This is a genomic window from Frigoribacterium sp. Leaf164, from assembly GCF_001423665.1.
Lineage (GTDB): Bacteria > Actinomycetota > Actinomycetes > Actinomycetales > Microbacteriaceae > Frigoribacterium > Frigoribacterium endophyticum.
This window is the reverse complement of record NZ_LMOX01000003.1, coordinates 1,251,302-1,275,059: the sequence shown is the minus strand read 5'-3', so window position 1 is coordinate 1,275,059 and position 23,758 is coordinate 1,251,302. Positions and strand designations below refer to the sequence as shown.

Sequence of the window (23,758 nt, the reverse complement as noted above, 5' to 3'; positions counted from 1 at the left end):
NCCCCGCCGATGGGCGACCACGCCTGCGTCGTGATGCCATGCTCCTGCTGGAAAGCGACGAGCTCCTTCTGCTGGAAGTAGGGGTGCAGCTCGATCTGGTTCACAGCCGGCACGATGTCGGTCTGCTCGAGCAGGCCGGTGAGATGTTCGATAATGAAGTTGCTCACGCCGATCGCTCGAACCTTCCGCTTCGCGAGCAGATCCTCAAACGCTTTGTACGCGCAGACCGTCTTCTCAAAGTCTGAAGGAAGGGGGCTGTGGAGGATCAACAGATCGATCGTGTCCACGCCTAGCTTGCCGGCGCTCTTCTCGAACGCATGCAAAGTCTCCCCGTAGCCGAAGTCGCTGATCCACACCTTCGACTCGATGAAGACGTCCTTCCGCAGCACACTAGAGTCACGAATTCCCTGGCCGACTTCGCGCTCGTTGCCGTACGCGGCCGCTGTGTCGATGTGTCGATAGCCAGTTCGAAGGGCGGACACGACGGCCGCGACCGTCTCGTCCGGTAAAGTCTGGAATACCCCAAGGCCAATGGCCGGGATCTCGATGCCGTTGTTCAGGGTGAATTTCGAAGTGGTCGTGAGTCCACGCTAGGTAGCCATTGCGGAACCGCGGGAGTCACCAGCAGTCACTCCCACTTCTGCTAGCCGACCCGCCCGCTGAGGGCGAATGCTGGTGACTCCCGGTTTCCGCCCGCCGGGTCTAGCGTCAGGAGCATGGACCCGAGGCTCGAAGTTCAGGAATTCCTCACCGCGCTCCGCGGGCGCATCACTCCTGAAAGAGCAGGGGTCACCCTGTACGGCGGAGAAAGCCGCGTCCCGGGCCTGCGCCGAGAGGAAGTTGCGCAACTCACCGGCGTGAGCACCGCGTACTACACCCGTATGGAACGTGGCGACCTCCGCGGAGTATCCGAGAGCGTCCTCTATGCACTCGTGCGCGCCCTCCACCTCGACGAGGCCGAGACGACGCACCTCATCGACCTCGCCCACGCCGCCGGACCCACCCGGGCACCACGCAAGAAACCCGTGACAAGGGTGTCACCCCGGATCGGGCAGCTCCTAGACACCATGCGGGACGTCCCCGCACTCGCCTTCGATCGACTCGGTGACCCGGTGGCCTCTAATGCGCTCGGACGCGCCCTGTTCCCAGAACTCTTTCCAGAGCACGGGGCGCCGCTGAACCACTACCGCTACCTGTTCCTCGATCCTCGATCGCAGAAGTTCCACTCCGATTGGGACGCCAGCGCGCGTGGTGCAGTGTCCTCCCTGCGTTTGCTCGCCGGACACGACTTGGAAGATCGAGCCCTCGCCGCCCTCGTCGGCGACCTCGCCACCCGAAGCGAGCAATTCCGCACCTGGTGGGGCGGCCACACCGTCCGCACCCACACCTCCGGCACAAAACAGATACACCCCTCAGCCCTGGCACCACTGCGGGGTGCAGCAGCGACCTTCCCTCAGGAAGAAGAAACGGCCTTCGCACCGCCTCGATAAGCGACCGTCTATCGGACAACGCTTAGGCGGCTGTCCCGGAAGCGCGGACCAGTTCAGAACTGTGTTTCGGACCGATCCGGGGTTGCGGCACTCCGATCTGACCTCACACCGGGACCAGGCCGGAACCGATCAATTTTGGCTCGCGACTCCTGGGGCGCCGATTGAGTGACTTTACGGCTCATCGACCAGGGAAATGGCCAGCTCCACCACGTGCACCTCAACTCCTGCGCCAGCGATTAGCTTGAGCGCTTCAGGGTCGGCGGACGAGTCCGTCACGAGATCGTCGACCTCGGAGATGTCGGCCATCTTGGCCAGGGTCGCTCGACCGATCTTGGAGCCATCCGCCACGACGATGACTCGACCCGCGTTCTCCACCATGGCGTGGTTCGTCCGGGCCTCCGTCTCGTCGTGAGTGGTGACGCCTCCGGTAGCGCTGATGCCATCTGTCCCCAAGATGCAGGTTCCGACATTGATGCCACGAAAGGCACCCTCCGAGAGGGATCCGACTGCTTCGAAGGAGCTCTGGCGGACTACCCCCCCGGTCATGATCACTTTGAGTCGTGGCCAGGTGGCGCACTCCATGGCGATCGTCAAAGAATTTGTGACAATCGTCAGGCCCGCTCGGTGCCGAAGCCCGCGAGCGACTTCGGCCGTCGTAGTGCCACCGCTGAGAGCCAGCGCATAAGGGCCCGTCGGAATGAGGTCCACGGTTCGTCGCGCGATGTACTGCTTCTCTCGCTTGTAGCTCGTATTGCGGAGCCGGACGGGGATCTCTGGTTGAGAGTTCCTCTCCCGGGCTCCCCCATGGGTCCGCACGAGCTGGCCCTGCTCATCCAATTCGGCGAGATCGCGACGAAGTGTTGCCTCGGACACGCTGAGGTCTCGCGCGAGGTCCCCGAGGCTCCGACTGGTGTGCTCGTGCAGGAGGGACAGGATCCGCCGCATCCGCTCGCTTCGCTTGCTAGAAACAGCCCTCGGTGATGACTGATCTAGGTACTGCTTGCTCACGACTGTCACTCCTTACTCGTCAACCGATCAACAAAAATGATCACTTCAATCGGATTATGCCCCGCAGATTGATTACTTCGCTCACTTAATCGCAGTATCTGCCTATGGCACTCGTCACCACCCGTGGACTAATCGAAGGCGCGATCACTCGTCATAGCGCGATCGCGAGCTTCAACGCCGTCACGCTGGAGCATGTCGAGGCCATCGTGGAAGGCGTCGAGCAAGCCGGCTCCGGAGCGATCCTGCAGGTGAGCGAGAACGCAATCGGTTTTCACAAGAGGAATATGCGGCCTCTGCTTTTGGCCTGCGCCAGCATTGCGTCGTCCTCTTCGGCGCCGATCTCGCTGCACCTGGACCACTTTCAGGACTCGGCACTCATCTCGCAAGGTATTGCCGAAGCGGCCGGTCTCGGTGTCAGTTCCATCATGATCGACGCCGCCCACCAGCCCTACGTGTCGAACATCGAGTTGACCCAGAAAGCGGCCGAACTGGCGCACAGTCACGGGCTTTGGGTCGAGGGCGAGCTGGGTGAAATCGGGGGCAAAAACGGGGCTCACTCCCCGTTGGTTCGCACTGATCCTGGTGAAGCCCACGAATACGTCGAGGGCACCTCCATCGATGCTTTGGCTGTGGCCGTTGGCAGTTCTCACGCCATGACATCCGCCAGTGCCTCCATCGACGTCGACCTAATTGCCCATCTTGAGGGGGCTGTGAGTGTCCCGCTCGTTCTTCACGGTTCGTCAGGTGTCTCCGACACGGATCTACGCGCCGCCGTTGCAGCTGGAATTCGAAAGATCAACGTCGGAACGGCCCTGAACGTGGCATTTACCGAAGCACTCCGCGACCGGCTGATCGATGGTCCGACCATCCATGACCCACGCGTGTACATCGCGGACGGACGTGACGCCATCACCCGAACCGTGACTCGAATCTGTCGCCTCATCGCTGAGCCGACCCATGACATCGACCGGTCCTGCCGGTCGTGAACGCCAAGAACAGTCTTTAGAAGAGCTGCCGGCAGCACCCGAGGGTGCGCATCGCAGCGTCAGTTAGGAGCACCGTGGTCAATCACTTGTGGAACACCATCCGCGAACACAAGGCGGGTAAGGCAGTAGGAATTTACGCGGTGTGTTCGGCCCACCCAGCCGTTCTTGAAGCGTCGATCCTGCAGGCTCTGGAGGATGATTCGCATCTTCTAATCGAAGCCACGTCCAACCAGGTCGATCAGTTCGGTGGGTACACCGGCATGCGTCCCGTCGACTTCCGCGAACTCGTGTTCGCCCTCGCTGACGATCTGGGCTTCGCTCGTGACCGTCTTGTCTTGGGCGGTGACCATCTGGGGCCGAACCGCTGGCAGAAGCTCGACGCAGAAGAAGCCATGCTCAATGCCGAGGGCCTCGTCCGCGCCTACGTCGAAGCCGGCTACACCAAAATCCACCTCGACTGCAGCATGTCATGCGCAGGCGATCCCGCACCTCTTGGTGACGACCTGGTCGCTGAGCGCACTGCTCGGCTTCTTCGCGTCGCCGAGGACGCAGCCCAGGCGTCAGGGCGAGCGGACGACATCCTCTACGTCATCGGCACAGAGGTACCCGTGCCTGGTGGCGCTCACGAGACTCTTGGCGATCTGGTTCCCACATCTCCTGACGCCGCTCGGGCCACTCTCGAGCGACACCGCCAAGCATTCGCCGACGTCGCTCTCGACAACATCTGGCCCCGCATCATCGCTCTCGTCGTGCAGCCTGCCGTCGAGTTCGATCACCTGCGAGTCATCGACTACCACCGTGCCGGCACGGTGGATCTTCGCAGGGTCCTTGACAATGAACCGGGGCTGGTCTTCGAGGCGCATTCCACTGACTACCAGGAGACCGCGCGCCTGACCGAGCTGGTCGAGGACCACTGGGCGATTCTCAAGGTCGGACCAGGCCTGACCTTCGCGATGCGTCAGGGCTTGTTCGCCCTCGCCAACATCGAGGACGAGCTTGTGCCTGCTGCAGACCGTTCAAACCTGATCGAGGTGCTGGAACGCCGGATGCTTGAGAAGCCCGGCTACTGGGAGGGTTACTACGAGGGCACACCGGAGCAGCAACGCATCGCTCGCCGCTTCAGCTACAGCGACCGCTTGCGCTACTACTGGCCAGACGAAGACGTTGTAGCTGCCGAATCGCGACTGTACGACAACCTGTCGCACCTCGAGATCCCTCTGCCGCTCATCAGTCAGTACATGCCTGACCAGTACGCCCGCGTTCGCGCCGGCAAGCTCCGCCCGCACCCCCGCGACCTCATTCTGGACGCGATCCGCGACTCCCTTCGCCCGTACTCCCAGGCCTGCTTCCCGGCCGAGAACAGCGATGTCTCTCTCACCCCCACTGGAGCACTTCATGTCTGACACGATCACCCCGATCCACGCCTCGGCCACCGCTCGCGAGATCTCACGGCAGCCTGATGTCTGGCTTGAAGCAGCACAAAAGATCACCGGCCAGCGTCCCGACCTCGACGCCTTCCTCACGCCACTGCTGGCCAACCCGCAGCTGCGCATCATCCTCACCGGGGCAGGAACATCCGCGTTCGTCGGGGACACCGCCGCGCCGGCGCTCACGAAGCTCCTTGGACGACGGGTCGACTCCGTCGCGACTACAGACATCGTCTCCAACCCGCACCAGTACCTGGGAGAGGACCTTCCCACCCTCCTGGTGTCCTACGCACGATCCGGCAACAGCCCGGAAAGCACGGCCGCGACAGTCTTGGCAGACGACGTCCTCACCGACGTGCACCACCTCATCATCACCTGCGACCAAGCGGGCAGCCTCTACAGGCAGCACCAGGACGACCCGAAGTCGAAGATCGTCCTGATGCCCACGAGGGCGAACGACGAGGGCTTCGCCATGACCTCGAGCTTCACCTCAATGCTGCTTTCCACCCTGCTGATCTTCGGCGGAGACGACGACCGCGCCGTGACCGCACTGGCACGCACCGTCGAGAACATCGTGACCCACCGTCAGGACGAGCTCCGACAGCTCGCCGGCGCCTCGTACGAGCGAGTCATCTACCTCGGCAGCGGCCCCCTCACGGGTCTGGCACGCGAATCCGCCCTGAAACTGCTCGAGCTGACAGCCGGCCGGATCGTCACCTACTACGACTCGGCTCTCGGATTCCGCCACGGCCCGAAGGCCGTCCTTAACGACAGGACTCTGACGCTGGTCTACATGTCCTCCGACACCTACACCCGTCGATACGACCAGGACATCGTCACGGAGATTCGTTCCACCCTCGGGGCAGATCACGTCATCGCCATCTCCTCCGAGCCGATGCCCGACGAGGACGGCCGGAACTGGGTCCTCGCTGAGCTGACGGGGGTGAACGATGCGTTCCTCGCCGTCGCCTACATCGTCATCGCGCAGCTGCTCGGTCTCTCGTTCTCCGTCGCACTCGGGCTCACTCCCGACAACCCGTTCCCGAACGGGACCGTCAACCGCGTCGTCAAGGGAGTCACGATCCACCCCTTGGCTCCCTCGGACGACGAGCACACGAACGGCGGTCGGTGACGATGGCTCTGTTCCTCGGAGTCGACGGAGGCGGGTCCAAGACCAACTTCGTCCTCCTCGACGACACCGGCCGGATCGTGTCTGAGACGACGACGGCCAGCTGCTACTACTTCAACGACGGCATCGAACTCGTCAGCCGCATCCTGGCCACCGGGATCAGCGGCGTCACATCCCAAGCGGGCATCACCACCGGACAGATCGACCAAGCCTTCTTCGGACTGCCCGGCTACGGCGAAGTCAGTGCCGACATCGACCAACTCGACACAATTCCAGGCGAAGTCCTCGGACACGACCGCTTCACCAGCGACAACGACATGGTCTGCGGCTGGGCCGGTTCACTCGGCGCCCGAGACGGCATCAACGTCATCAGCGGCACCGGCTCCATGACCTACGGCGAATACCAAGGCCGTAACCACCGAGTCGGCGGCTGGAGCGAACTCTTCGGTGACGAAGGTTCGGGCTACTGGATCGCCGAACAAGGCCTCAACGCCTTCAGCCGCATGAGCGACGGGCGCCTCCCCCGCGGACCTCTCTACAACATCATCAAGACACGCGTCGGGATCACCAACGATCTCGATCTGATCGACGTCGTCGTGAACCAGTGGAAGGGCCTCCGCGTCAACATCGGCGACCTCTCCAAAACCGTCGTCGAAGCTGCCCTGCAGGGCGACACCGTCGCCATCCAGATCCTCGTCAACGCCTGCAACGAACTCGTCGAGATCGTCGAAACCACCCGGCTTCAACTCGGCTTCGGCAACGACACCGTGCCTGTCTCCTACTCGGGCGGCATGTTCACGACCGCGATCATCCGTGACGGCTTCGCTGACGCCCTCACCGCCCTGCCAGCCCCGTACGAGTTGCACGAACCCATGTTCGGCCCCGGAGTCGGAGGCGCCCTCTACGCCGCGAAAAAGGCCGGCACCCCCCTCTCCGACGCTGCTCTGCAGCGCCTCCGCACGCACTAAACGACACCCCTACCCCACCCCGCAACTCGATGTCAAAGATGAGGTCATTGTGAACAGAACCCGAAGCTGGATCTTCTACGCAGCACTCCTAGTGCTCTTCTGGGGAGTGTGGGGCGCCCTCTCTTCCCTTCCCATCAACCTCTACGGATACCCGGACGAGATGATCTACGTCATCTGGGCGTTCACCATGATCATCCCGGCCGTGTTCGCTCTTCGAGGCCAGAAGTTCGACCGCCGACCCAAAGCCGCCATGTACGGCCTACTGATCGGCCTGACAGGCGCAGGAGGACAGCTGCTGCTGTTCAACGCCCTCTCCACCGGTCCCGCGTACCTCATCTTCCCGATCATCTCCGTCTCCCCGGCGATCACCGTGCTCATGGCTGTGATCTTCCTCCGCGAAAGACTGCGAAAAGTCGCCATCATCGGCCTCTTCGCCGCCCTCGCAGCCATCGTCCTGTTCAGCGTCGCCGGCTCTTCCGGTGAGGCAACGGCTGGCCCGTGGCTGCTAATCGCGATCTTCGTGAGCATCGCTTGGGGTGTGCAGGCCTTCTTCATGCGCAAGGCGGCCACGATCGGCGTGAACGACGGCACCACCTTCGGCTGGATGGCAATCAGCGGACTTGTACTAGTCCCCTTCGCCGTCCTCGCCATGGGCGGGCTCCCGCTCGACGTCCCCTGGCAGGCACCGGCGCTCACCGCAGTGACCCAGCTGCTGAACGCCATCGGAGCGCTCTTCCTCGTCATGGCCCTCAGCCGCGGCAAGGCGTCCATCGTGGCGCCCACGACGAATGCCCTGGCCCCCGTGCTCACGATCGTCGTGTCCCTGATCATCTACCAGACCCTGCCCTCGCCCTTCGGCGCAGTGGCCATCGTCCTGGCCCTCGTGGGATCAACGCTGATGGTCTACAGCGACGAGAAACGAGGGGAGGCGGTCCCCGACGCACTCCTGAACGACGAGCTCACCCCCGAAACCACGCCAACGCCTCGGTAGCCACAGAGCACGTAGGCGGAAAGAATAGGCCCGTCCAAATTCCTCCGGGGACTTGGACGGGCCTGTTTTCGGGCGGTGCATATGTCGGTTCCCGGCAAGCCCCCGCCACCTATGAGCATAGAAACCTGTCCTGGCGACGGGCTCAGCCCTGCCATGAGCGCGGCCGAATTGGCGGCCTGAATCGACGGGGCGAGCGTCATGCGCCAGGCCGGCGACGGCGACCGGGCCGATCTGGCCCTGTCGCGGTCGCGGTCGCGGTTGCTTGAGGCGCTGCTGTACTCGAGGCGCTGCTGTAGCTGTCCGTGTCGGTGGCTGGATCTCCCCTGCGCCTGTGGGTGTGCGGGGGTCAGGAAAGACAATGCGGAGCATGCTCGCGAAGCGGCAGGAGCAGCACCCGCATGCGTGCCCGATGCTCCCGGGTGCGCATGGGCTGTGGCTCGTGCAGCAACAGCCGGCGTCACCTCTCGGGCACGTCACAACCCGCAGCTCGATGGGCCGCTCAATGTACGACGTCCACGCGCACTGCCGCGACAACGGCGGCCGCCGGCCGTGGCTGCCGCTGCCCTAGCCTGGGCGGTGCAGCATGAGGCGGATATCCGCGCGCTGATTGAGCGCAGCTCGCCGGAGCTGGAGGTATGGCGGGGGACGGTCTAGCCCCGGGGCTCGACTCGATGCTGCCGCCGTTCCAGTCGTAGCTCCCCGCGGAGCTGATGCGCCGCAGCTCGTCGCACTAGGCGACCCTCGATTGGACATCGCAGATTCGAGATTCTGCTCGCTTACTTGCAGATTAGATTGTCGCTCTTTGTCAAAGGCGACGATCTAGGCAGCATGTCGACAAACTAACTCGCAGACGACACAAACAGAGCGGTTCGCCCAGTCCGCATCAATCAGAGAACATGACTCGGAATGCCACCACGGTGGGAACCGCCCTGCCAGATGCCCGAGTGTCTCTAACTCCGCCATTACCAAGAACATCAGAATGGTCTGCTCGCATAGCCACTTCACTCCGTCGGCAGCACCAAAAGGCAGCCGTGACGGACCTTCGACCTAGGCGCCATTGACGTCACCAGTGCCCCTCATCTGAGCCAATCCCCGCTCCTCGTAAGCCAAGATCTACCAACTGGTCCTTGTCACGAAGGGCCCCTACCTCGCATTCGGCCGAGAAAGTTCAGGGGTGGCAGATTCGCGTGTGAATACCTAGGACTCACGACACGAAAGCGTGGAACACGACACTTAGTTTTGGAAACCACAGGCGTTCGGACAACTAGCTAGGCATATCGACAAACCGCGAGAACATCCCGTGGAACGCCACCGTGATCGTGTCCGTCGGCCCGTTGCGGTGCTTGGCGACGATGAAGTCGGCCTCGCCCTGGCGGGGGTTGTCCTTCTCGTAGGCGGACTCGCGGTGCAGCAGGATGACCATGTCGGCGTCCTGCTCGAGCGACCCCGACTCACGCAGGTCGCTGATCGCGGGCTTCTTGTCGGCACGCTGCTCGGGGCCACGGTTCAGCTGCGACAGCGCGATCACCGGCACCTGCAGCTCCTTCGCCATCAGCTTCAGAGCTCGCGAGAACTCCGAGACCTCCTGCTGACGGCTCTCCACCCGCTTGCCCGACGTCATCAGCTGCAGGTAGTCGATCACGACCAGCTTCAGGTTGTGCTGCTGCTTCAGACGACGGCACTTCGCCCGGATCTCGACCAGCGTCATGTTCGGCGAGTCGTCGATGAAGAGCGGAGCGTCGTTGATCCGCCCTCGCACCTGGGCGATGTTCGTCCAGTCACGCGCATCCACCGTTCCCTTGCGCATGTTCTGCAGCGGCACGCTCGACTCCGCCGACATCAGACGCATCGCGATCTCGCTGCGCCCCATCTCGAGCGAGAAGAACACCGACGCCTGCCCGTGCTTGATCGACGCCGCCCGCGCGAGGTCGAGCGCCAGCGTCGACTTACCCAGGGCCGGTCGCGCCGCCACGATGATCAGCTGCCCGGGGTGGAACCCGTTCGTCAGGGCATCGAGCTGCGCGAAACCGGTCGGAACGCCGGTCATCTGACCGTCACGGCCCTTGGCCGCCTCGATCTCGTCGATCGCGACCGTCACGGCCTCGTTCAGCGGCACGTAGTCCTCGGTCTGGACTCCCCCGGCCACGTTGTAGACCTCGGCCTGCGCGTTGTTGACCAGGTCGACGACCTCGCCCTCGCTCGCGTAGCCCATCTGCACGATGCGCGTGCCGGCCTCCACGAGGCGCCGCAGCACGGCCTTCTCCGCCACGATCGAGGCGTAGTAGCCGGCGTTCGCGGCCGTGGGCACGACGCCGGTCAGCGTGTGGAGGTACTCCGCGCCTCCGGCCCTCGACAGGTCGCCCGACTTCATCAGCTCGTCGCTGACCGTGATGACGTCGGTGGGCTCGCCGTGCGAGTACAGGCCGAGGATGGCGTCGTAGATGACCTCGTGCTTCGGCACGTAGAAGTCCATGCCGCGCACCGTCTCGATGACGTCGGCCACGGCGTCCTTGCTGAGCAGCATTCCGCCGATGGTGCTCTGCTCGGCGAGGAGGTCGTGCGGGGGCACGCGGTCCATCATGCTGCCGCGGTCGCCGCCGCCCTTCCGGTCGCGGTCGCTGGTGTCGCTGGCGAGACCGAGGTGGGCGATCGACATGGGACCTCCGGAGGAGAAGAGACGGTGTTCGGGGCCGTGCCGGGCAGCACGGGAGGCGCTCGAGACCGTTCTACGGCAGACCCCCGACAACCCCTGACCAGACCGTCGCGACCCACCCTGACGAGCGCTGGTACACCTTATGGACACCTAGTTCTCCACAGCAAACAGCCCTGTGGATAACTCTGGGGAGAACCGGTGAGAAACGCCGGAGGCGGTTGGGGACAACTGTGGATCGACCTGTGGAGAAAATGGGGATTCTGCTCGTTCTACCGGCTTTGAACTGGGGTTTCCGTATCCCCACCCTGTGTGCAGAAGATAGTCTGAACCAGGAGTTGAGACTCCCGATTTGACAACTGCCTGTGGACGAGAGATTTGACACGGGGGCTCGCGGACCTGTACGGGCACGGCTCGTGTTCAGCTTCCGGCAACCCCCTCGTTCGGGGGTGGCGGGTGCCCGAGCCGACCCGCGACTCCCCCGGGTCCGCCGCCCGCACAGCCCGCCGGCGCGCCCGAACCACCGACTGATCAACGAACCACGTCAGAACGTGGTTCGTTGATCAGTCGGTGGTTCGAGGGGTTGCGCGCGAGGCCCGCGTGGGCCTGGATGGAGTCAGCACGGGCGACCACGCCCGGCGACCGGACGACAGGGGGACGGGCATGACCGACGGCCCCTCCACCCTCGCCCTGCGCGACGCCTCGACCCGCACCGGCCCCTACGCCCTCACCGGCCTGCTCGTCGGCGCCGTCGCCGGGCTCGTCTCCCCCGTGACCGCCTCCGCCCTCACGCTCACCACCGACGGCGACCTCCTGAGCAGCTCGTGGGCTGCCGCGCCCGGCCTCGTCATCGCGTGGCTGCTCTTCGCCTGCTTCACCGTCCCGGTCGGCCTCGTCGCCGGGGCGCTGCTCGGGGCGCTGGTGTCGCTCTTCCGGCCCGTCCTCGCGGGGGCCTCACCGCGCCTCCGCGTCCTGGTGTTGGGCTCGATCTCGGCGGTGCTGTCGACGACGGCCATGGTGCTCGTGGGCGGGTTCCTGCTGCCGTGGCCCGGCTGGGTGCTGCCGGCCGTCGTGTTCGGCGCGCTCGGGCCGCTCCTCGCCGAGCGCTCGGCCGCCGCCCGCGACCGCCGCCGGGCCCTCGCCGAGCTCGACGGCGACCGGGCCTCGTCGTGGGCCGTGTTCTGACGCCCGGGTCTCCCCGGGCGCTGAAGAACCCCGTTCCGTTCACCGCACCCCGACGTAGCGGGGTGCCCTGAACGGAACGGGGTTCGGCAGGGCGCAGCAGGCGAGCTAGAACGGCACCCCGCAGCGCAGCACCACGTTCGCGAACGGGGTCGCCTCGCCGGTGCGCACGAACAGCCGCGCCGTGCCGCTGAGCCGCTTGAGCTCCTCGTGCGACACGTGCGCCACCTCGAGCCCGAGCCCGAGCCCGAGCCCGCCGCCGCCGCCGCCGGCACCGCCCGCCCCGAACCGCGCCTGGATCACCTCACCAGCCGCCACCCCGCGGCTCTCCGACGCCGCCGTCACGCCCTCGACGACCAGGTCGCCCAGCAGCGCGTCCAGCACCCCGGCGAAGCTCGGCAGCCCGTGCACGACCGCCAGGTCGACGACCGGCACCCCGACCGGCTGCGGCAGCCCGCAGTCGGCCACGACCACCAGGTCGCCGTGCCCGAGCCGGCTGATCGCCTCGTTCAGCTGCGCGTTGAGCAGTCCGCCGCGCTTCACGCGCGGCCCTCAGCAGCAGAGCCGGCCCCCGAGGAGGCGCCCCCACCGTCCCCAGGAGCAGCAGCGTCACCGTCCAGGTCGGAGTCCACAGACTCCACAGACGGCAGCTCGTCCCCCAGCCCCGGGTACGACGGCTGCGTCCCCGCGCCTGTCACCGAGTACGCCCCCACCCGCACGGCCTCGTGCGCCGCCTCGAGCAGGGTCGCCCCCGCCGCGAGCCGCGCCGCCAGGGCCCCGACGAACGCGTCGCCGGCCCCCGACGAGTCGACCGCCGCCACGCGCGGCGACGCGACGTGGTGCAGGCCTGTTGCGTCCGAGACGATCGCGCCGGCGGATCCGCGCGTGAGCACCACCGAGGGCACCCCGTGCTGGCGCAGGGCGGTGACGACCGCGGCGTCCGCGTCGCGCGCCTCCCCCAGGCCGTCCGAGCCGTCGGTCGGTCCGCCCTCGGGCGAGTCGGAGAAGAGCGAGACCGACGAGACGGCGTCCTCACCGAGCTCGGCGGCGTCGGCGACCGACGCCGAGCCCTCGAGCGCCGCCAGCAGCAGGCGCCCCTCGTGCTCGTTGAGCACCAGCGGGTCGGCCAGCCGCACGACGTCGGCGTCGACCGCGACGACGGGCGCCAGGTTCAGCAGCACCCGCCCGGTCGCGAGCCGCGCCGCGTGCTCGATGCCGTCGGCCGGGATCTCGCCCTGCAGCACGACCACCGCCGCCGAGCGCAGCACGTCGGCGTGACGCTCCACGGCGTCGTGCCCGACCGACGCGTTGGCGCCCGGCACGACGACGATCGTGTTCTCGGCGTCGTCGCCGACGCTGACCACGGCCAGCCCGGTGGGGCCGGCCACGACCTCGACGCGCGACGTGTCGACGCCGCTCTCGGTCAGCAGCGGGGTCGCCGCCGCCGCGTGCACGTCGTCGCCGACGGCACCGACCATGACGGTCGACGCCCCGCGACGCGCGGCCGCGACGGCCTGGTTGGCGCCCTTGCCCCCGGGCAGCAGCACCATGCCGGTGCCGATGAGCGTCTCGCCCGGACGAGGCAGGCGCGCCACGGTCACGACCTGGTCGACGTTGATCGACCCGACCACGACGACCGTGCCGGTACCGGCGGCAGGAGTGCCCGAGCGGGCGCCGTCGGCGGGGGAGTCCTGGGCGTCGGCCCCGGCCTCCTCACTCGCCGCAGGCCCGCCGGAGGCGCGGCGCGGCTCCCCCGAGCCGGTCACGTCACCGACGATCCCGGCCTCGAGGCCGTACCCCGCGCCTCCCTCGGTCCCGACCTGCCCGGCACCGGCCGCACCGGCCGCACCGGCCGCGCCGGCGTCGCCGCCCGCACCGACCTGCCCGGCCGCCGCCGCACCCGCACCCGCCTCATCCGCACTGCTCATCAGCTGAAGTCACCCACGTTCTCCTTCGTCACCGTGATGACGTCGACGGCCTCGTCGGCCGCCCCGTCGTCGTCGATCGCCTTGACGGCCTGGTCGACGGCCAGTGCACCCAGCTTGGCGGGCTGCTGGGCGATCGTGCTCGACATGGTGCCGGCCTCGACCGCCTTCAGGCCGTCCTCGGTGCCGTCGAAGGCCGCGACCTTCACGTCGGTACCGGCGCGCGAGCCGAGCGCCTGGATCGCTCCGAGGCCCATCTCGTCGTTCTCGGCGAAGACGCCGACCGCGTCGGGGTGCGCCTGCAGCAGGTTGGTGGTCACGTCCAGCGCGGTGGCGCGGTCGAAGTTGGCCGTCTGCTGGCCGACCACGGTGATGCCCGGGTACGCGGCGATGCCGTCGGCGAAGCCCTGGCCGCGGTCACGGCTGGCCGAGGTGCCGGCGACGCCCTGCAGCACGATGACTTCGCCCTTCTCGCCGATGGCGGCGGCGAGGGCGTCGGCGGCCTGCTTGCCGCCGGCCACGTTGTCGCTCGCGACGAACGAGGCGACGTCGGCGCCGTTGACGGCCCGGTCGACGGCGACGATCGGCACCGACGAGTCGTTGAGCTGCTTCGCGGCGGGGCCGGCGGCGTCGCTGTCGACCGCGTTGAGGATGACCGCGTCGGCGCTCGAGGCGGCCGTCGCGAGCTGGTTCGCCTGCGTGGCGGAGTCGTTCTGCGCGTCGACCACCTCGAGGTCGACGCCCTGCTTCTTCGCCTCGGCGACGGCGCCGTCGCGCAGCTCGACGAAGAACGGGTTGTTCAGGGTGCTGAGCGACAGCACGACGGTGGGCTTGTCCGCTTCACCGGCGGGGGTGCGGTTGCAGCCGGCGGCGCCGGTCGTGATCAGGGCGGCGATCGCCGCGATCGTGGCGGTCTTGCGGAACGAGGTCGACTTCATCGTGGGTCCTTCGTGGGGTGCGGGTGGGGGTGGGGGAGAAGAGGAGGGGGAGCGTGGGAGGCGCGGTGCGGCCACCCGGGGGAGCCCGCCGGAGCGGCGCGGCGCGTGGTGTCGGCCACGGGACGCTCAGCGGCCGGGCGGCCGTAGCGCTCAGGCGTTGCGCGTCTTGCGCCGCAGCACGTCGACGCCGACCGCCAGCGCGATGACGACGCCGATGACGACCTGCTGCCAGAACGACGTGACGTTCAGCAGGTTGAGCCCGTTGCGGATCACGACGAGCACGAGCGCACCGATGATCGTGCCCGAGATGCGCCCGACGCCGCCGGCCAGGCTCGCGCCGCCGATGACGACGGCGGCGATCGCGTCGAGCTCGTAGCCCGAGGCCGCCTGCGGCTGGGCCGAGTCGAGGCGGCCGGCGAGCAGCAGGCCGGCCAGCGCGGCGAACAGCCCGGCGAGGCCGAAGACGACCACGACGATGCGCTTGACGGGCAGGCCCGAGAGGCGCGCGGCCTCGGCGTTGCCGCCGACGGCGTACATCGAGCGGCCGATGACGGTGCGGTTGAGGATGAACGACGCGATCGCGGCCGCGATCACCAGCACGATGATCGGCACGGGCACCGGTCCGACGTTGCCGCCGAGGAAGGAGACGGCCGGGGGAGTCGCGATCGGGCGACCGTCGGAGACCACGAGGGTGAGCCCCCGCGCCACGCTGAGCATGGCGAGCGTCGCGATGAACGACGGCAGCTTGCCGTACGCGCTCGCCAGGCCGTTGACGACGCCGGCGAGGAGGCCCGTGCCGAGCCCCAGCACGAGCGCCAGCCCGCCGGGCAGCCCCGCCGTGGCGAAGAACCAGCCCGACACCATGGCCGACAGGGCCGCGACCGACCCGACCGAGAGGTCGATGCCGCCGGCGACGATGACGAAGGTCATGCCGAAGGCCAGCACGGCGACCGTCGACACCTGGATGCCGATGTTGAGCAGGTTGCGCCCGGTGAGGAAGTCCGGCGTCGCGATGAACAGGGCGAGGCAGAGCACGACGAGCCCGACGAGGGCGCCGTTGGCGGCGAGGAACGCCTTGATGTCGAAGGAGCGTCGCTGCGCCTTCACGGTGGTGGTGGTCATCTGGGTCGTCTTCCTGGGTTCGTCTGTCGGGGTCAGTTCGTGGGGGCGACGTCGCGGGCGGCGAGCGTCATCAGGGCGTCCTGCGTGGCGTCGGCCGCCGCGACCTCGCCGGCGACGACTCCGTCGCGCATGACGAGGATGCGGTCGCTCATGCCCATCACCTCGGGCAGCTCGCTGCTGACCATGACGACGGCTCCGCCGGCGGCCGTGATCGCGTTGACGAGCTCGTAGATCTCGACCTTGGCTCCCACGTCGACGCCCCGGGTGGGCTCGTCGAGCAGCAGCACGGTCGAGCCGGCGATGATCCAGCGGCCGAAGACGGCCTTCTGCTGGTTGCCTCCGGAGAGCGAGCCGATCTGCTGGTCGATGTCGCGCATCCTGATGCGGAGGCGCGACGCGACCGCCTCGGCCGCCGAGCGCTGGCCGGCGAAGTCGACCAGCCCGGCCCTCGCGCTGCGGGCCAGCGTCGCGTAGCCGAGGTTGTCGTTGACGGAGGCGCCCAGCACGAGGCCCTGCGCCTTCCTGTCCTCGGGAACGTGGCCGACGCCCGCGGCGATGGCCCCGGCGACGTCGCCCTTCTTCAGCACCACGCCGCGGACACTGACGGTGCCGGAGTCGTACTTGTCGACTCCCGCGATCGCCCGGACCACCTCGGTGCGGCCGGCGCCGACGAGCCCCGCGATGCCGAGCACCTCGCCGGCGTGCACCGTGAAGCTGACGTCGCGGAAGACGCTCGAGGTGAGGCCCTCGACGCGCAGCACCTCCTCGGCGGAGTCGACCGGGCCGGTGCCGCGCGGGTACTGCTCGTCGATGTCGCGGCCGACCATCAGGCGAACCAGCTCGGCCTCGGGGGTGCTGGCGGGCACCTCGGCGACGAACTTCCCGTCGCGCAGCACGGCCACGGTGTCGCCGATCTCGGCGATCTCGTCGAGGTGGTGGCTGATGAAGAGCATGCCGACGCCGCGGGCCCGCAGCTGCGCCACGACGGAGAAGAGCTGCTCGGTCTCGTGGCGGGTCAGGGCCGCGGTCGGCTCGTCGAGGATGAGGATGCGCGCGTCGATGCTCAGCGCCTTCGCGATCTCGACGAGCTGCTGGCGGGCGATGCCGAGCGTGCCGACCTTCGTGTCGACGTCGACGTCGAGGCCGATCATCTCGAGGGCGGCGCGGGCGCGGCGCTTGAGCTCGCGGCGGTCGACGATGCCGAACCTCCGCGGGAAGCGGCCCATCATCACGTTCTCGGCGACGCTGAGCGAGGCGACGAGGTTGAGCTCCTGGTGGATCGTCGCGATGCCGAGCTTCTCGGCCGCGAGCGTGCCGGGCAGCGAGACGGGCTCGCCGTCCACGAGCACGCGGCCGCCGTCGGGCTGGTAGACGCCCGACATCATCTTGATCAGCGTGGACTTGCCGGCGCCGTTCTCGCCGAGCAGCACCTGCACTTTGCCGGCTCGGACGTGCACGGTGACGTCGTCGATCACCGTCACCGGGCCGAACGACTTGCTGACGTGGTCGAGGGTGAGCAGCGGGCGATCGTCGTCGATCGTGGGGGTCATGGTCAGTTCCTGCCGAGGGATCGGGGCGGTGTCGGGACGGGAGAGGACGAGGAGGCGCGGATCACCAGTTCGCTCACGAGCGTCACCGACTCCGGTCGCCCCCCGGAGATGACCTCCTGGAGCAGTGCGACGGCGGTGGCGCCCATGTCCTCCACGCTGTGCGAGATGACGGTGAGGGCGGGGTCGATGAGCGAGAACCACTCGATGTCGTCGAAGGCCACGACCGCGACGTCGCGACCGATGCGCAGGTCGAGGCGGTGCAGCATCGCGATGGCGCCGACGGCCATCAGGCTGTCGGCGGCGAGGATGGCGGTCGGCGGCTCGTCGAGGCTGAGGAACGCGTGCACCGCGGCCGAGCCGCTGGCCGACTGGAAGTCGCCGACGTGCACGAGGGCTGGGTCGTCGCTGAGGCCCTGCTCGGCGATCGCGGCCGTCCACGACTCGAGCCGCTCGCGGCCGGTCGAGACGCTCTGCGGGCCGGCGATGTAGCCGACCCGCGTGTGGCCCAGCTCGGCGAGGTGGCGCACGGCCGCCCGGATGCCGGGGCCGCTGTCGGTCGTGACGCTCGGCACGTCGAGGCCGGGCACCGTGCGGTCGACGAAGACGGTCGGCACCTCGCGGGCGAGCAGCGCCTCGATGCTGGCGGAGTCGGTGCCCTGCGGGGCGACGATGACGCCGTCGACGCGGCGCGAGATGAGGGTGTCGAGGTAGCGGTCCTGCTGCTGCTGGTTCTCGTTCGCGTTGCCGAGCAGCGTGACGTAGCCGAGCTCGAGCAGCGCCTGCTCGATGGTGTGGGCCAGGTCGGCGAAGAACGGGTTGCGCACGTCGGAGACGAGCAGGCCCACGGTGTCGGAGCGCGTCGAGCGGAGGGCCCGGGCCTGCGCGTTGGGGCGGAAGTCGAGCTCGCGGACGGCCCGCTCGACGAGCTCGCGCGACTCGGCGGAGGTCGACGGGTTGCCCGACAGCACCCGCGACGCGGTGGCCGGGGACACTCCGGCGCGCGTGGCGACGTCCTTGATCGTGACGGCGTTCATCGGGCTCTACCTCGTCGTAGTGGGGCTGTGGAATCGATTCCATGGAATCGATTCCATGACAGTAGGCGCTGGCCCCCGCCCTGTCAACCGCGCCTGCGCCGGCTGCCGCTCCGCGCTCCTCGCGCCTCCCCGAGTCCCCCGACCCCGCGCCTCCCCGAGTCCCCCGACCCCGCTCGAGAACCACCGACTGATCAAAGAACCACGCGATGACGTGGTTCTTTGATCAGTCCGTGGTTCTGCGGGGCCTGCTGCTGGCGGCCACTCGACGAAGAACCGCGCAGCGGCCTGACCCACCCCACGACGCACGAGAGCGGCGGCCCCCTCGGGGGTCGCCGCTCTCGTGACGGTGCAGGTGCTGCGGGTGGAGCTACTTCGCGGAGACCACCGTGAGGGTGATCGTGGCGATGACGTCCTCGCGCAGGCGGAGGGTGGCTTCGTGCTCACCCGTCACCTTGATCGCCGAGGGGATCTCGACCTTGCGCTTGTCGATCGTCGCGACGCCCTGGGCGGTCACGGCGTCGGCCACGTCGCCGGGGCGGACGGAGCCGAAGAGGCGGCCGTCGGCACCGGTCTTGACGGTGAGACGGATCTTCTGGGCCTCGAGACGCTGCTTGAGGTCGTGGGCCTCCTCGATCGTCTTGAGCTCGCGGGTCTCGCGGGCCGTGCGGATCTGCGCGACCTGCTTCTCGCCACCGCGGCTCCACGCCACGGCGAAGCCCTGGGGGACGAGGTAGTTGCGGGCGTAGCCGTTCTTGACGTCGACGACGTCACCGGCCGAGCCGAGGCCGGAGACCTCGTGCGTGAGGATTACTTTCGACATGGTGCTTCTCCTTCAGTCGGCGCTGGATCAGCGGCCGGAGCCGGCGTAGGGGAGGAGCGCCATCTCGCGGGCGTTCTTCACGGCACGGGCGATGAGGCGCTGCTCCTGGACGGAGACGCCGGTGATGCGACGGGCGCGGATCTTTCCACGCTCCGAGATGAACTTGCGGAGGGTCGCGACGTCCTTGTAGTCGATGACGCCGACGCGGATCGCCTTCGCGGGAGCGGCGTTCTTGCCGCCCTTGCCGCGGAGGGGCTTGCGACGGTCGCCGCTGCTCTTTCCAGCCATTGTTGTTCTGCTTTCGAGTGATGGTGAAGTTCTGAGGGGGTGGGGCGGGAGGCCCCTGACGAGACGACCTGGGAGGTCGGTGACGACCTAGAAGGGGGTCTCGTCGTTGTAGGTGCCGCCGCCGCCGGGCGTGTTCCAGACGTCGCCGCCGCCCTGGGAGTTGCCCCCCTGGGCCGGCGCGGGCTGGCCCCACGGCTCGGACTGCTGGCCGCCGCCGACCTGGCCCTGCTGGCCGCTGCCGCGGTTGCCCCCGAAGGAGCCACCGCCGCCGCCGCCCTCACGGGAGGAGGCCGCACGGGTGACCTGAGCGGTCGCGTAGCGCAGCGAGGGGCCGATCTCGTCGACGTCGAGCTCGAAGCTGGTGCGCTTCTCGCCCTCCTTCGTCTCGTAGCTCCGCTGCTTCAGACGGCCCTGCACGATGACGCGCGAGCCCTTCGTCAGAGAGGAGGCCACGTGCTCGGCGAACTCGCGCCAGACGCTGGCACGCAGGAAGAGCGCCTCGCCGTCCTTCCACTCGTTGGACGCGCGGTCCAACGTGCGGGGGGTCGACGCGATGGTGAAGTTCGCGACCGCGAGCCCGTTCTGCGTGTAGCGCAGCTCGGGGTCACTGGTGAGGTTGCCCACCACTGTGATGACGGTCTCGCCTGCCATCGGTTACTCGGCAGCCTTCGCGGGAGCGGACGGGGCAGCGGGCGACGCACCGGCGACCGCGGCGGCCGGAGCAGCAGCGGCGGCCGGGGCGGCGGCAGCGTTGGCGGCCTTGCGGGCGGCCTTCTCGTCGGAGAGCTTCTTCGCGGCGGCGACCATCGCGATGGCCTCCTCGGCGCGGAGGACCTTCGTGCGCAGCACGGCCTCGGAGAGACCCAGCTGGCGGTCGAGCTCGACCGTGGCCGACGGGTTCGCCGTCAGGTTGACGACGGCGTAGATGCCCTCGGACTTCTTGTTGATCTCGTAGGCGAGGCGACGACGGCCCCAGATGTCGACGTTGTCGACGGTGCCGCCATCGGCGCGGATGACGTTGAGGAACTTGTCCAAGCTCGGGGCGACGGTGCGCTCATCGATCTCGGGGTCCAGGATGACCATCAGTTCGTACTGGTGCATGACTAACCCACCTCCTTCGGACTTGACGGCCACAGACGGTCTGTGACAGGAGGGTGTTCATGACGCTGCGTCGGCCAGAGAGGCAGACGCAACCTTCCCAGCGTAGCTGCTGGCGCCTCCGGCCACAACGCCGGAGGCGCGGGTCGAGCCCGACGGGCCCGTCACGGCCTCCGAGACGGCCGGGTCCGGGGCCCTACGGCGCGGGCGTCGCCGATGGGTCGCTGGCCTGTTCGGCGGCCGCGACCGCCGCCTCCGCCGCGGCCTGCGCCGCCGCCAGCCCCTCGGGCACCGGCAGCGAGCCCGCGAACACCTGGTCGAGCAGCGGGTCGAGCGCCGGCTGCGCCGTACCGTACAGCGACGTCGGGGCCGGGATGGTGTCGCCCGAGGCGATCACGTCGAAGAACGGCGAGACGTCGACGCCGCGCGAGGCCCAGTACGCGTAGTACGGCTCCTGCGCTCCGGTGACCGCGGGCACGGCGGCCCCGTCGCGCCCGATGTACTCGGCGCCGTCGGTCGAGCCGAGCCAGGCCAGCACCTTCGCGGTGTCGTCGAGGTGCGCGGTGTGGGCGTCGCCCGCGGCGACGATGCCGTTCGAGACGCTGACGCGGCCGGCCGGCCCCGCGGGCATCATCGCGACGCCCCAGTCGAACTGCGCCTGGCTCTCGATCGTCGAGAGGCTGTAGAGCCCCGACTGGAACAGGGCCATGTGGCCGGCCGTGAACAGGTCGCGGCTGTGGTCGGGGTCGGCGTTCGTGGCGGCGGCCGGGGGCGCGACGCGGCGCACGCCGACGAGGTCGACCAGGTACTGGAACGCGGCCTGCGCCTCCGGCGTGTCCAGCTCGAAGGAGGCGCCCTCCGGGTCCTCGAGACGGCCCCCGGCCGAGCCCAGGTAGTCGTACCAGATCGCCTGCAGGTCGTTGCCCGCGTTGTAGCCGTACTGCGTCACGGTGCCGTCGAAGGCGGGGTCGGCGGCGTTCCGGCCCTGGTCGTCGAGCGTGAGGCGCTGGAGCAGCGGCAGCAGGGTGTCGTCGGCGCCACCTCCGGGTGCCCAGGTGAGGTCGTCGAGCGAGGCCGGGTCGACGCCCGCCGCGGCCAGCAGGTCGGCGTTGTAGTAGAGCGCGATGCCGCCGTCGCTCAGCTGCGGCACGCCCCAGAGCGAGCCGTCGTGCGTGAACTGGTCGACGACGGCGGGGCTCCAGGCACGGCGGGCGCTCTCGCCGAGCACGGCGTCGACGTCGACGAGGTCGCCGGCCTCGGCGTAGCCGTCGTAGTGCGAGCTGTTCAGCCAGTAGACGTCGGGCGCGTCGCCGTCGTCGACGTCGTCGGCGAGCTGGTCGAAGTAGTCGGCGTAGGGCACGACCTCGACCTCGACGTCGATGTCGGGGTTGTCGCGCTCGAAGGCCGCGAACGACTTCTCGTAACCGGCGGCGACGGTCTCGTCCCAGAGGCGGACGGTGACGGTGGTCTCGCCCTGCTCCGACGGCGTCAGCCGCGCGCCCGGGGCCGGCGCCGTCGAGGCGCCGAACGCGGCGATGCCGGCGGCGCTGGCGGCGATGATCAGCACGCCCACCGACGTCGCGACGAAGGTGGAGTCGGCTCGGGGTCTGCTGCGCACGCGTGCAGGCTACCGGGGGAGTCGCGGTGCCCGTCTGGGGGGCCGCGTACCCCGGACAGGACGGTCCGGCCGGTCGGGCTCAGCCCTGCCGCGCCGCCCACCACGCGAGCAGGCGCTCGGTCGCGACCTCGGCGCCCAGCGGCCCCTCCTCGGTGCGTAGCTCGAGCAGGAACCGGTAGGCCTCGCCCACCTCACGGCTCGGCGAGATGCCGAGCACGCGCTGGATCTCGTCGCCGTCGAGGTCGGGCCGCAGCGAGTCGAGCTCCTCGCGGTCGCGCAGCTCGGCGATGCGGGCCTCGAGGTCGTCGTAGGCGAAGCCGAGCCGGTCGGCCTTCCGCCGGTTGCGGGTCGTCACGTCGGCGCGGGTGAGCATGTGCAGCCGTTCGAGCTGGTCGCCGGCGTCGCGCACGTAGCGACGGACGGCCGAGTCGGTCCAGGCGCCCTCGGTGTAGCCGAAGAAGCGCAGGTGCAGCTCGATCAGGCGCGAGACGGCGGCGATCGTGTCGTTGTCGAAGCGGAGGGCCTTCAGCCTCTTCTTCGCGAGCTTGGCGCCGACCACGTCGTGGTGGTGGAAGGTGACGACGCCGCCGGCCTCGAGGCGGCGCGTGGCGGGCTTGCCGCAGTCGTGCAGCAGCGCGGCGAGGCGCAGCGTGAGGTCGGGGGCCTCGCCCGGGTGGCGCTCGCGCTCGTAGCCGATGGCCTGGTCGAGCACGGTGAGGCTGTGCTCGTAGACGTCCTTGTGGTGGTGGTGCTCGTCGACCTCGAGCCGCATCGCGGCCAGCTCGGGCACGACGTGGTCGGCGAGGCCCGTGTCGACCAGGAGGCGGACACCGTCTCGGGGGGTGTCGGTGCGCAGCAGCTTCGAGAGCTCGTCGGCGACGCGCTCGACCGACACGATGGAGAGGGTGGAGGCGCGGGTCGTCATCGCCTCCCGCACCTCCTCCGAGACCGCGAAGCCGAGCTGCGCGGTGAACCGTGCGGCCCGCATCATGCGCAGCGGGTCGTCGCGGAACGAGTCGACGGCCGTGCCCGGCGTCGCGAGGCGGCGGGCCAGCAGGTCCTCGACGCCGCCCGCGGGGTCGACGAGCACCTTCTCGGGCAGCCGCAGCGCCATCGAGTTGACGGTGAAGTCGCGCCGCACGAGGTCGCCCTCGAGGGTGTCGCCGAACTCGACGACGGGCTTGCGGGTCTCGCCGTCGTAGACGTCGCTGCGGTAGGTGGTGATCTCGACGACCTCGCCGTCGACGCGGGCGGCGATGGTGCCGAAGGCCCGGCCGACGTCCCAGTGGGCCTCGGCGAGCGGCACGACGATCGCGAGGATCTCGTCGGGGGAGGCGCTGGTCGTGAAGTCGAGGTCGTTGACCGGCCGGCCGAGGAAGGCGTCGCGGACCGGGCCGCCGACGAGCGCCAGCTCGTGGCCGGCCGCGGCGAAGGCGGAGGCGAGCGCGGAGACGCGGGGGGCGGCGGCCAGGAGGTCCAGTCGCTGGAGGGAGGAGGCGACGGTGTCCATGACGCACCACTTTGCCACAGCGAC

The 23,758-nt window shown here is 68.6% G+C and carries 21 protein-coding genes and 1 pseudogene; 7 read left to right on the top strand and 15 right to left on the bottom strand.

Annotated elements, in window-relative coordinates; translation table 11 throughout:
- Window position 1: 1 nt before the first annotated feature.
- Window positions 2–542, bottom strand: a 541-nt coding sequence (locus ASF82_RS13990) for an aldo/keto reductase (RefSeq protein WP_235491338.1), incomplete at its 3' end; no start/stop codon positions are given.
- Window positions 543–716: 174 nt separating this feature from the next.
- On the opposite strand from ASF82_RS13990, the gene ASF82_RS13985 reads away from it, so the two are divergent.
- Window positions 717–1,490: a helix-turn-helix transcriptional regulator gene (locus ASF82_RS13985; protein WP_082514654.1), complete on the top strand. Its 774-nt coding sequence runs from the start codon at window positions 717–719 to the stop codon at window positions 1,488–1,490.
- Between the two features lie 171 nt (window positions 1,491–1,661).
- On the opposite strand, the gene ASF82_RS13980 is transcribed toward ASF82_RS13985, so the two are convergent.
- Complete coding sequence (locus ASF82_RS13980; protein WP_235472262.1) at window positions 1,662–2,498, bottom strand: DeoR/GlpR family DNA-binding transcription regulator; 837 nt, start codon at window positions 2,496–2,498, stop codon at window positions 1,662–1,664.
- 104 nt (window positions 2,499–2,602) lie between these two features.
- On the opposite strand from ASF82_RS13980, the gene ASF82_RS13975 reads away from it, so the two are divergent.
- From ASF82_RS13975 to ASF82_RS13955, 5 genes are all read left to right on the top strand, one after another.
- Window positions 2,603–3,484, top strand: coding sequence for a class II fructose-bisphosphate aldolase (locus tag ASF82_RS13975; protein ID WP_056058205.1), 882 nt, complete (start codon window positions 2,603–2,605; stop codon window positions 3,482–3,484).
- A 74-nt stretch (window positions 3,485–3,558) separates the two neighbouring features.
- A complete protein-coding gene (locus tag ASF82_RS13970) occupies window positions 3,559–4,887 on the top strand; it encodes a D-tagatose-bisphosphate aldolase, class II, non-catalytic subunit (RefSeq protein WP_056058202.1) in 1,329 nt (442 codons plus the stop codon).
- Window positions 4,880–6,043, top strand: coding sequence for an SIS domain-containing protein (locus ASF82_RS13965; RefSeq protein WP_056058199.1), 1,164 nt, complete (start codon window positions 4,880–4,882; stop codon window positions 6,041–6,043). Before ASF82_RS13970 ends, ASF82_RS13965 begins: the two co-directional genes overlap by 8 nt.
- 2 nt (window positions 6,044–6,045) lie before the next feature.
- The gene (locus tag ASF82_RS13960) at window positions 6,046–7,008 is read left to right on the top strand and encodes an N-acetylglucosamine kinase (RefSeq protein ID WP_156370155.1); all 963 of its coding nucleotides are present in this window, start codon (window positions 6,046–6,048) and stop codon (window positions 7,006–7,008) included.
- A 49-nt stretch (window positions 7,009–7,057) separates the two neighbouring features.
- Window positions 7,058–7,999, top strand: coding sequence for a DMT family transporter (locus tag ASF82_RS13955; protein ID WP_200925465.1), 942 nt, complete (start codon window positions 7,058–7,060; stop codon window positions 7,997–7,999).
- A 1,264-nt stretch (window positions 8,000–9,263) separates the two neighbouring features.
- Here the strand turns inward: ASF82_RS13955 and dnaB are convergent.
- On the bottom strand, window positions 9,264–10,655 hold the full coding sequence (dnaB, locus tag ASF82_RS13945; RefSeq protein ID WP_056058192.1) for a replicative DNA helicase: 1,392 nt from the start codon (window positions 10,653–10,655) through the stop codon (window positions 9,264–9,266).
- 657 nt (window positions 10,656–11,312) lie between these two features.
- On the opposite strand from dnaB, the gene ASF82_RS13940 reads away from it, so the two are divergent.
- Window positions 11,313–11,834: a hypothetical protein gene (locus ASF82_RS13940; RefSeq protein WP_056058189.1), complete on the top strand. Its 522-nt coding sequence runs from the start codon at window positions 11,313–11,315 to the stop codon at window positions 11,832–11,834.
- 105 nt (window positions 11,835–11,939) lie between these two features.
- Here the strand turns inward: ASF82_RS13940 and rbsD are convergent, their stop codons facing one another.
- From rbsD to ASF82_RS13880, 12 genes and pseudogenes are all read right to left on the bottom strand, one after another.
- Window positions 11,940–12,374, bottom strand: coding sequence for a D-ribose pyranase (rbsD, locus tag ASF82_RS13935; protein ID WP_056058186.1), 435 nt, complete (start codon window positions 12,372–12,374; stop codon window positions 11,940–11,942).
- Window positions 12,371–13,759, bottom strand: coding sequence for a ribokinase (locus tag ASF82_RS13930; protein WP_156370153.1), 1,389 nt, complete (start codon window positions 13,757–13,759; stop codon window positions 12,371–12,373). Before ASF82_RS13930 ends, rbsD begins: the two co-directional genes overlap by 4 nt.
- Window positions 13,759–14,694 carry a substrate-binding domain-containing protein gene (locus tag ASF82_RS13925; protein ID WP_056058184.1) on the bottom strand — a complete coding sequence of 312 codons (936 nt, stop codon included), beginning with the start codon at window positions 14,692–14,694 and terminating at the stop codon, window positions 13,759–13,761. Before ASF82_RS13925 ends, ASF82_RS13930 begins: the two co-directional genes overlap by 1 nt.
- 150 nt (window positions 14,695–14,844) lie before the next feature.
- Complete coding sequence (locus tag ASF82_RS13920) at window positions 14,845–15,816, bottom strand: ABC transporter permease (protein ID WP_056058181.1); 972 nt, start codon at window positions 15,814–15,816, stop codon at window positions 14,845–14,847.
- Between the two features lie 32 nt (window positions 15,817–15,848).
- The gene (locus ASF82_RS13915; protein ID WP_056058177.1) at window positions 15,849–17,366 is read right to left on the bottom strand and encodes a sugar ABC transporter ATP-binding protein; all 1,518 of its coding nucleotides are present in this window, start codon (window positions 17,364–17,366) and stop codon (window positions 15,849–15,851) included.
- Between the two features lie 2 nt (window positions 17,367–17,368).
- The gene (locus tag ASF82_RS13910; RefSeq protein WP_056058174.1) at window positions 17,369–18,400 is read right to left on the bottom strand and encodes a LacI family DNA-binding transcriptional regulator; all 1,032 of its coding nucleotides are present in this window, start codon (window positions 18,398–18,400) and stop codon (window positions 17,369–17,371) included.
- A 367-nt stretch (window positions 18,401–18,767) separates the two neighbouring features.
- Window positions 18,768–19,220, bottom strand: a complete 453-nt coding sequence (rplI, locus tag ASF82_RS13905) for a 50S ribosomal protein L9 (protein ID WP_056058172.1) — start codon at window positions 19,218–19,220, stop codon at window positions 18,768–18,770.
- A 27-nt stretch (window positions 19,221–19,247) separates the two neighbouring features.
- Window positions 19,248–19,508, bottom strand: a complete 261-nt coding sequence (gene rpsR / locus ASF82_RS13900) for a 30S ribosomal protein S18 (RefSeq protein WP_055964231.1) — start codon at window positions 19,506–19,508, stop codon at window positions 19,248–19,250.
- A gap of 87 nt (window positions 19,509–19,595) precedes the next feature.
- Window positions 19,596–20,159 carry a single-stranded DNA-binding protein gene (locus tag ASF82_RS13895; RefSeq protein WP_056058168.1) on the bottom strand — a complete coding sequence of 188 codons (564 nt, stop codon included), beginning with the start codon at window positions 20,157–20,159 and terminating at the stop codon, window positions 19,596–19,598.
- An 87-nt stretch (window positions 20,160–20,246) separates the two neighbouring features.
- Window positions 20,247–20,609, bottom strand: a pseudogene (gene rpsF / locus ASF82_RS13890) (30S ribosomal protein S6); the annotation flags it as partial.
- Window positions 20,610–20,802: 193 nt separating this feature from the next.
- Window positions 20,803–22,224, bottom strand: a complete 1,422-nt coding sequence (locus ASF82_RS13885) for an extracellular solute-binding protein (RefSeq protein WP_082514653.1) — start codon at window positions 22,222–22,224, stop codon at window positions 20,803–20,805.
- Window positions 22,225–22,303: 79 nt separating this feature from the next.
- Window positions 22,304–23,734 carry a CCA tRNA nucleotidyltransferase gene (locus ASF82_RS13880; RefSeq protein ID WP_056058161.1) on the bottom strand — a complete coding sequence of 477 codons (1,431 nt, stop codon included), beginning with the start codon at window positions 23,732–23,734 and terminating at the stop codon, window positions 22,304–22,306.
- Between the last annotated feature and the right edge of the window lie 24 nt (window positions 23,735–23,758).

Bases quoted from the DNA above. Each gene is read 5' to 3' on its own strand.
- ASF82_RS13985 (WP_082514654.1), top strand. From the start codon at position 717: ATGGACCCGAGGCTCGAAGTTCAGGAATTCCTCACCGCGCTCCGCGGG.
- ASF82_RS13975 (WP_056058205.1), top strand. From the start codon at position 2,603: ATGGCACTCGTCACCACCCGTGGACTAATCGAAGGCGCGATCACTCGT.
- ASF82_RS13965 (WP_056058199.1), top strand. From the start codon at position 4,880: ATGTCTGACACGATCACCCCGATCCACGCCTCGGCCACCGCTCGCGAG.
- ASF82_RS13960 (WP_156370155.1), top strand. From the start codon at position 6,046: ATGGCTCTGTTCCTCGGAGTCGACGGAGGCGGGTCCAAGACCAACTTC.
- dnaB (WP_056058192.1), bottom strand. From the start codon at position 10,655: ATGTCGATCGCCCACCTCGGTCTCGCCAGCGACACCAGCGACCGCGAC.
- ASF82_RS13940 (WP_056058189.1), top strand. From the start codon at position 11,313: ATGACCGACGGCCCCTCCACCCTCGCCCTGCGCGACGCCTCGACCCGC.
- ASF82_RS13930 (WP_156370153.1), bottom strand. From the start codon at position 13,759: ATGAGCAGTGCGGATGAGGCGGGTGCGGGTGCGGCGGCGGCCGGGCAG.
- ASF82_RS13925 (WP_056058184.1), bottom strand. From the start codon at position 14,694: ATGAAGTCGACCTCGTTCCGCAAGACCGCCACGATCGCGGCGATCGCC.
- ASF82_RS13920 (WP_056058181.1), bottom strand. From the start codon at position 15,816: ATGACCACCACCACCGTGAAGGCGCAGCGACGCTCCTTCGACATCAAG.
- ASF82_RS13915 (WP_056058177.1), bottom strand. From the start codon at position 17,366: ATGACCCCCACGATCGACGACGATCGCCCGCTGCTCACCCTCGACCAC.
- ASF82_RS13910 (WP_056058174.1), bottom strand. From the start codon at position 18,400: ATGAACGCCGTCACGATCAAGGACGTCGCCACGCGCGCCGGAGTGTCC.
- rplI (WP_056058172.1), bottom strand. From the start codon at position 19,220: ATGTCGAAAGTAATCCTCACGCACGAGGTCTCCGGCCTCGGCTCGGCC.
- rpsR (WP_055964231.1), bottom strand. From the start codon at position 19,508: ATGGCTGGAAAGAGCAGCGGCGACCGTCGCAAGCCCCTCCGCGGCAAG.
- ASF82_RS13895 (WP_056058168.1), bottom strand. From the start codon at position 20,159: ATGGCAGGCGAGACCGTCATCACAGTGGTGGGCAACCTCACCAGTGAC.
- ASF82_RS13880 (WP_056058161.1), bottom strand. From the start codon at position 23,734: ATGGACACCGTCGCCTCCTCCCTCCAGCGACTGGACCTCCTGGCCGCC.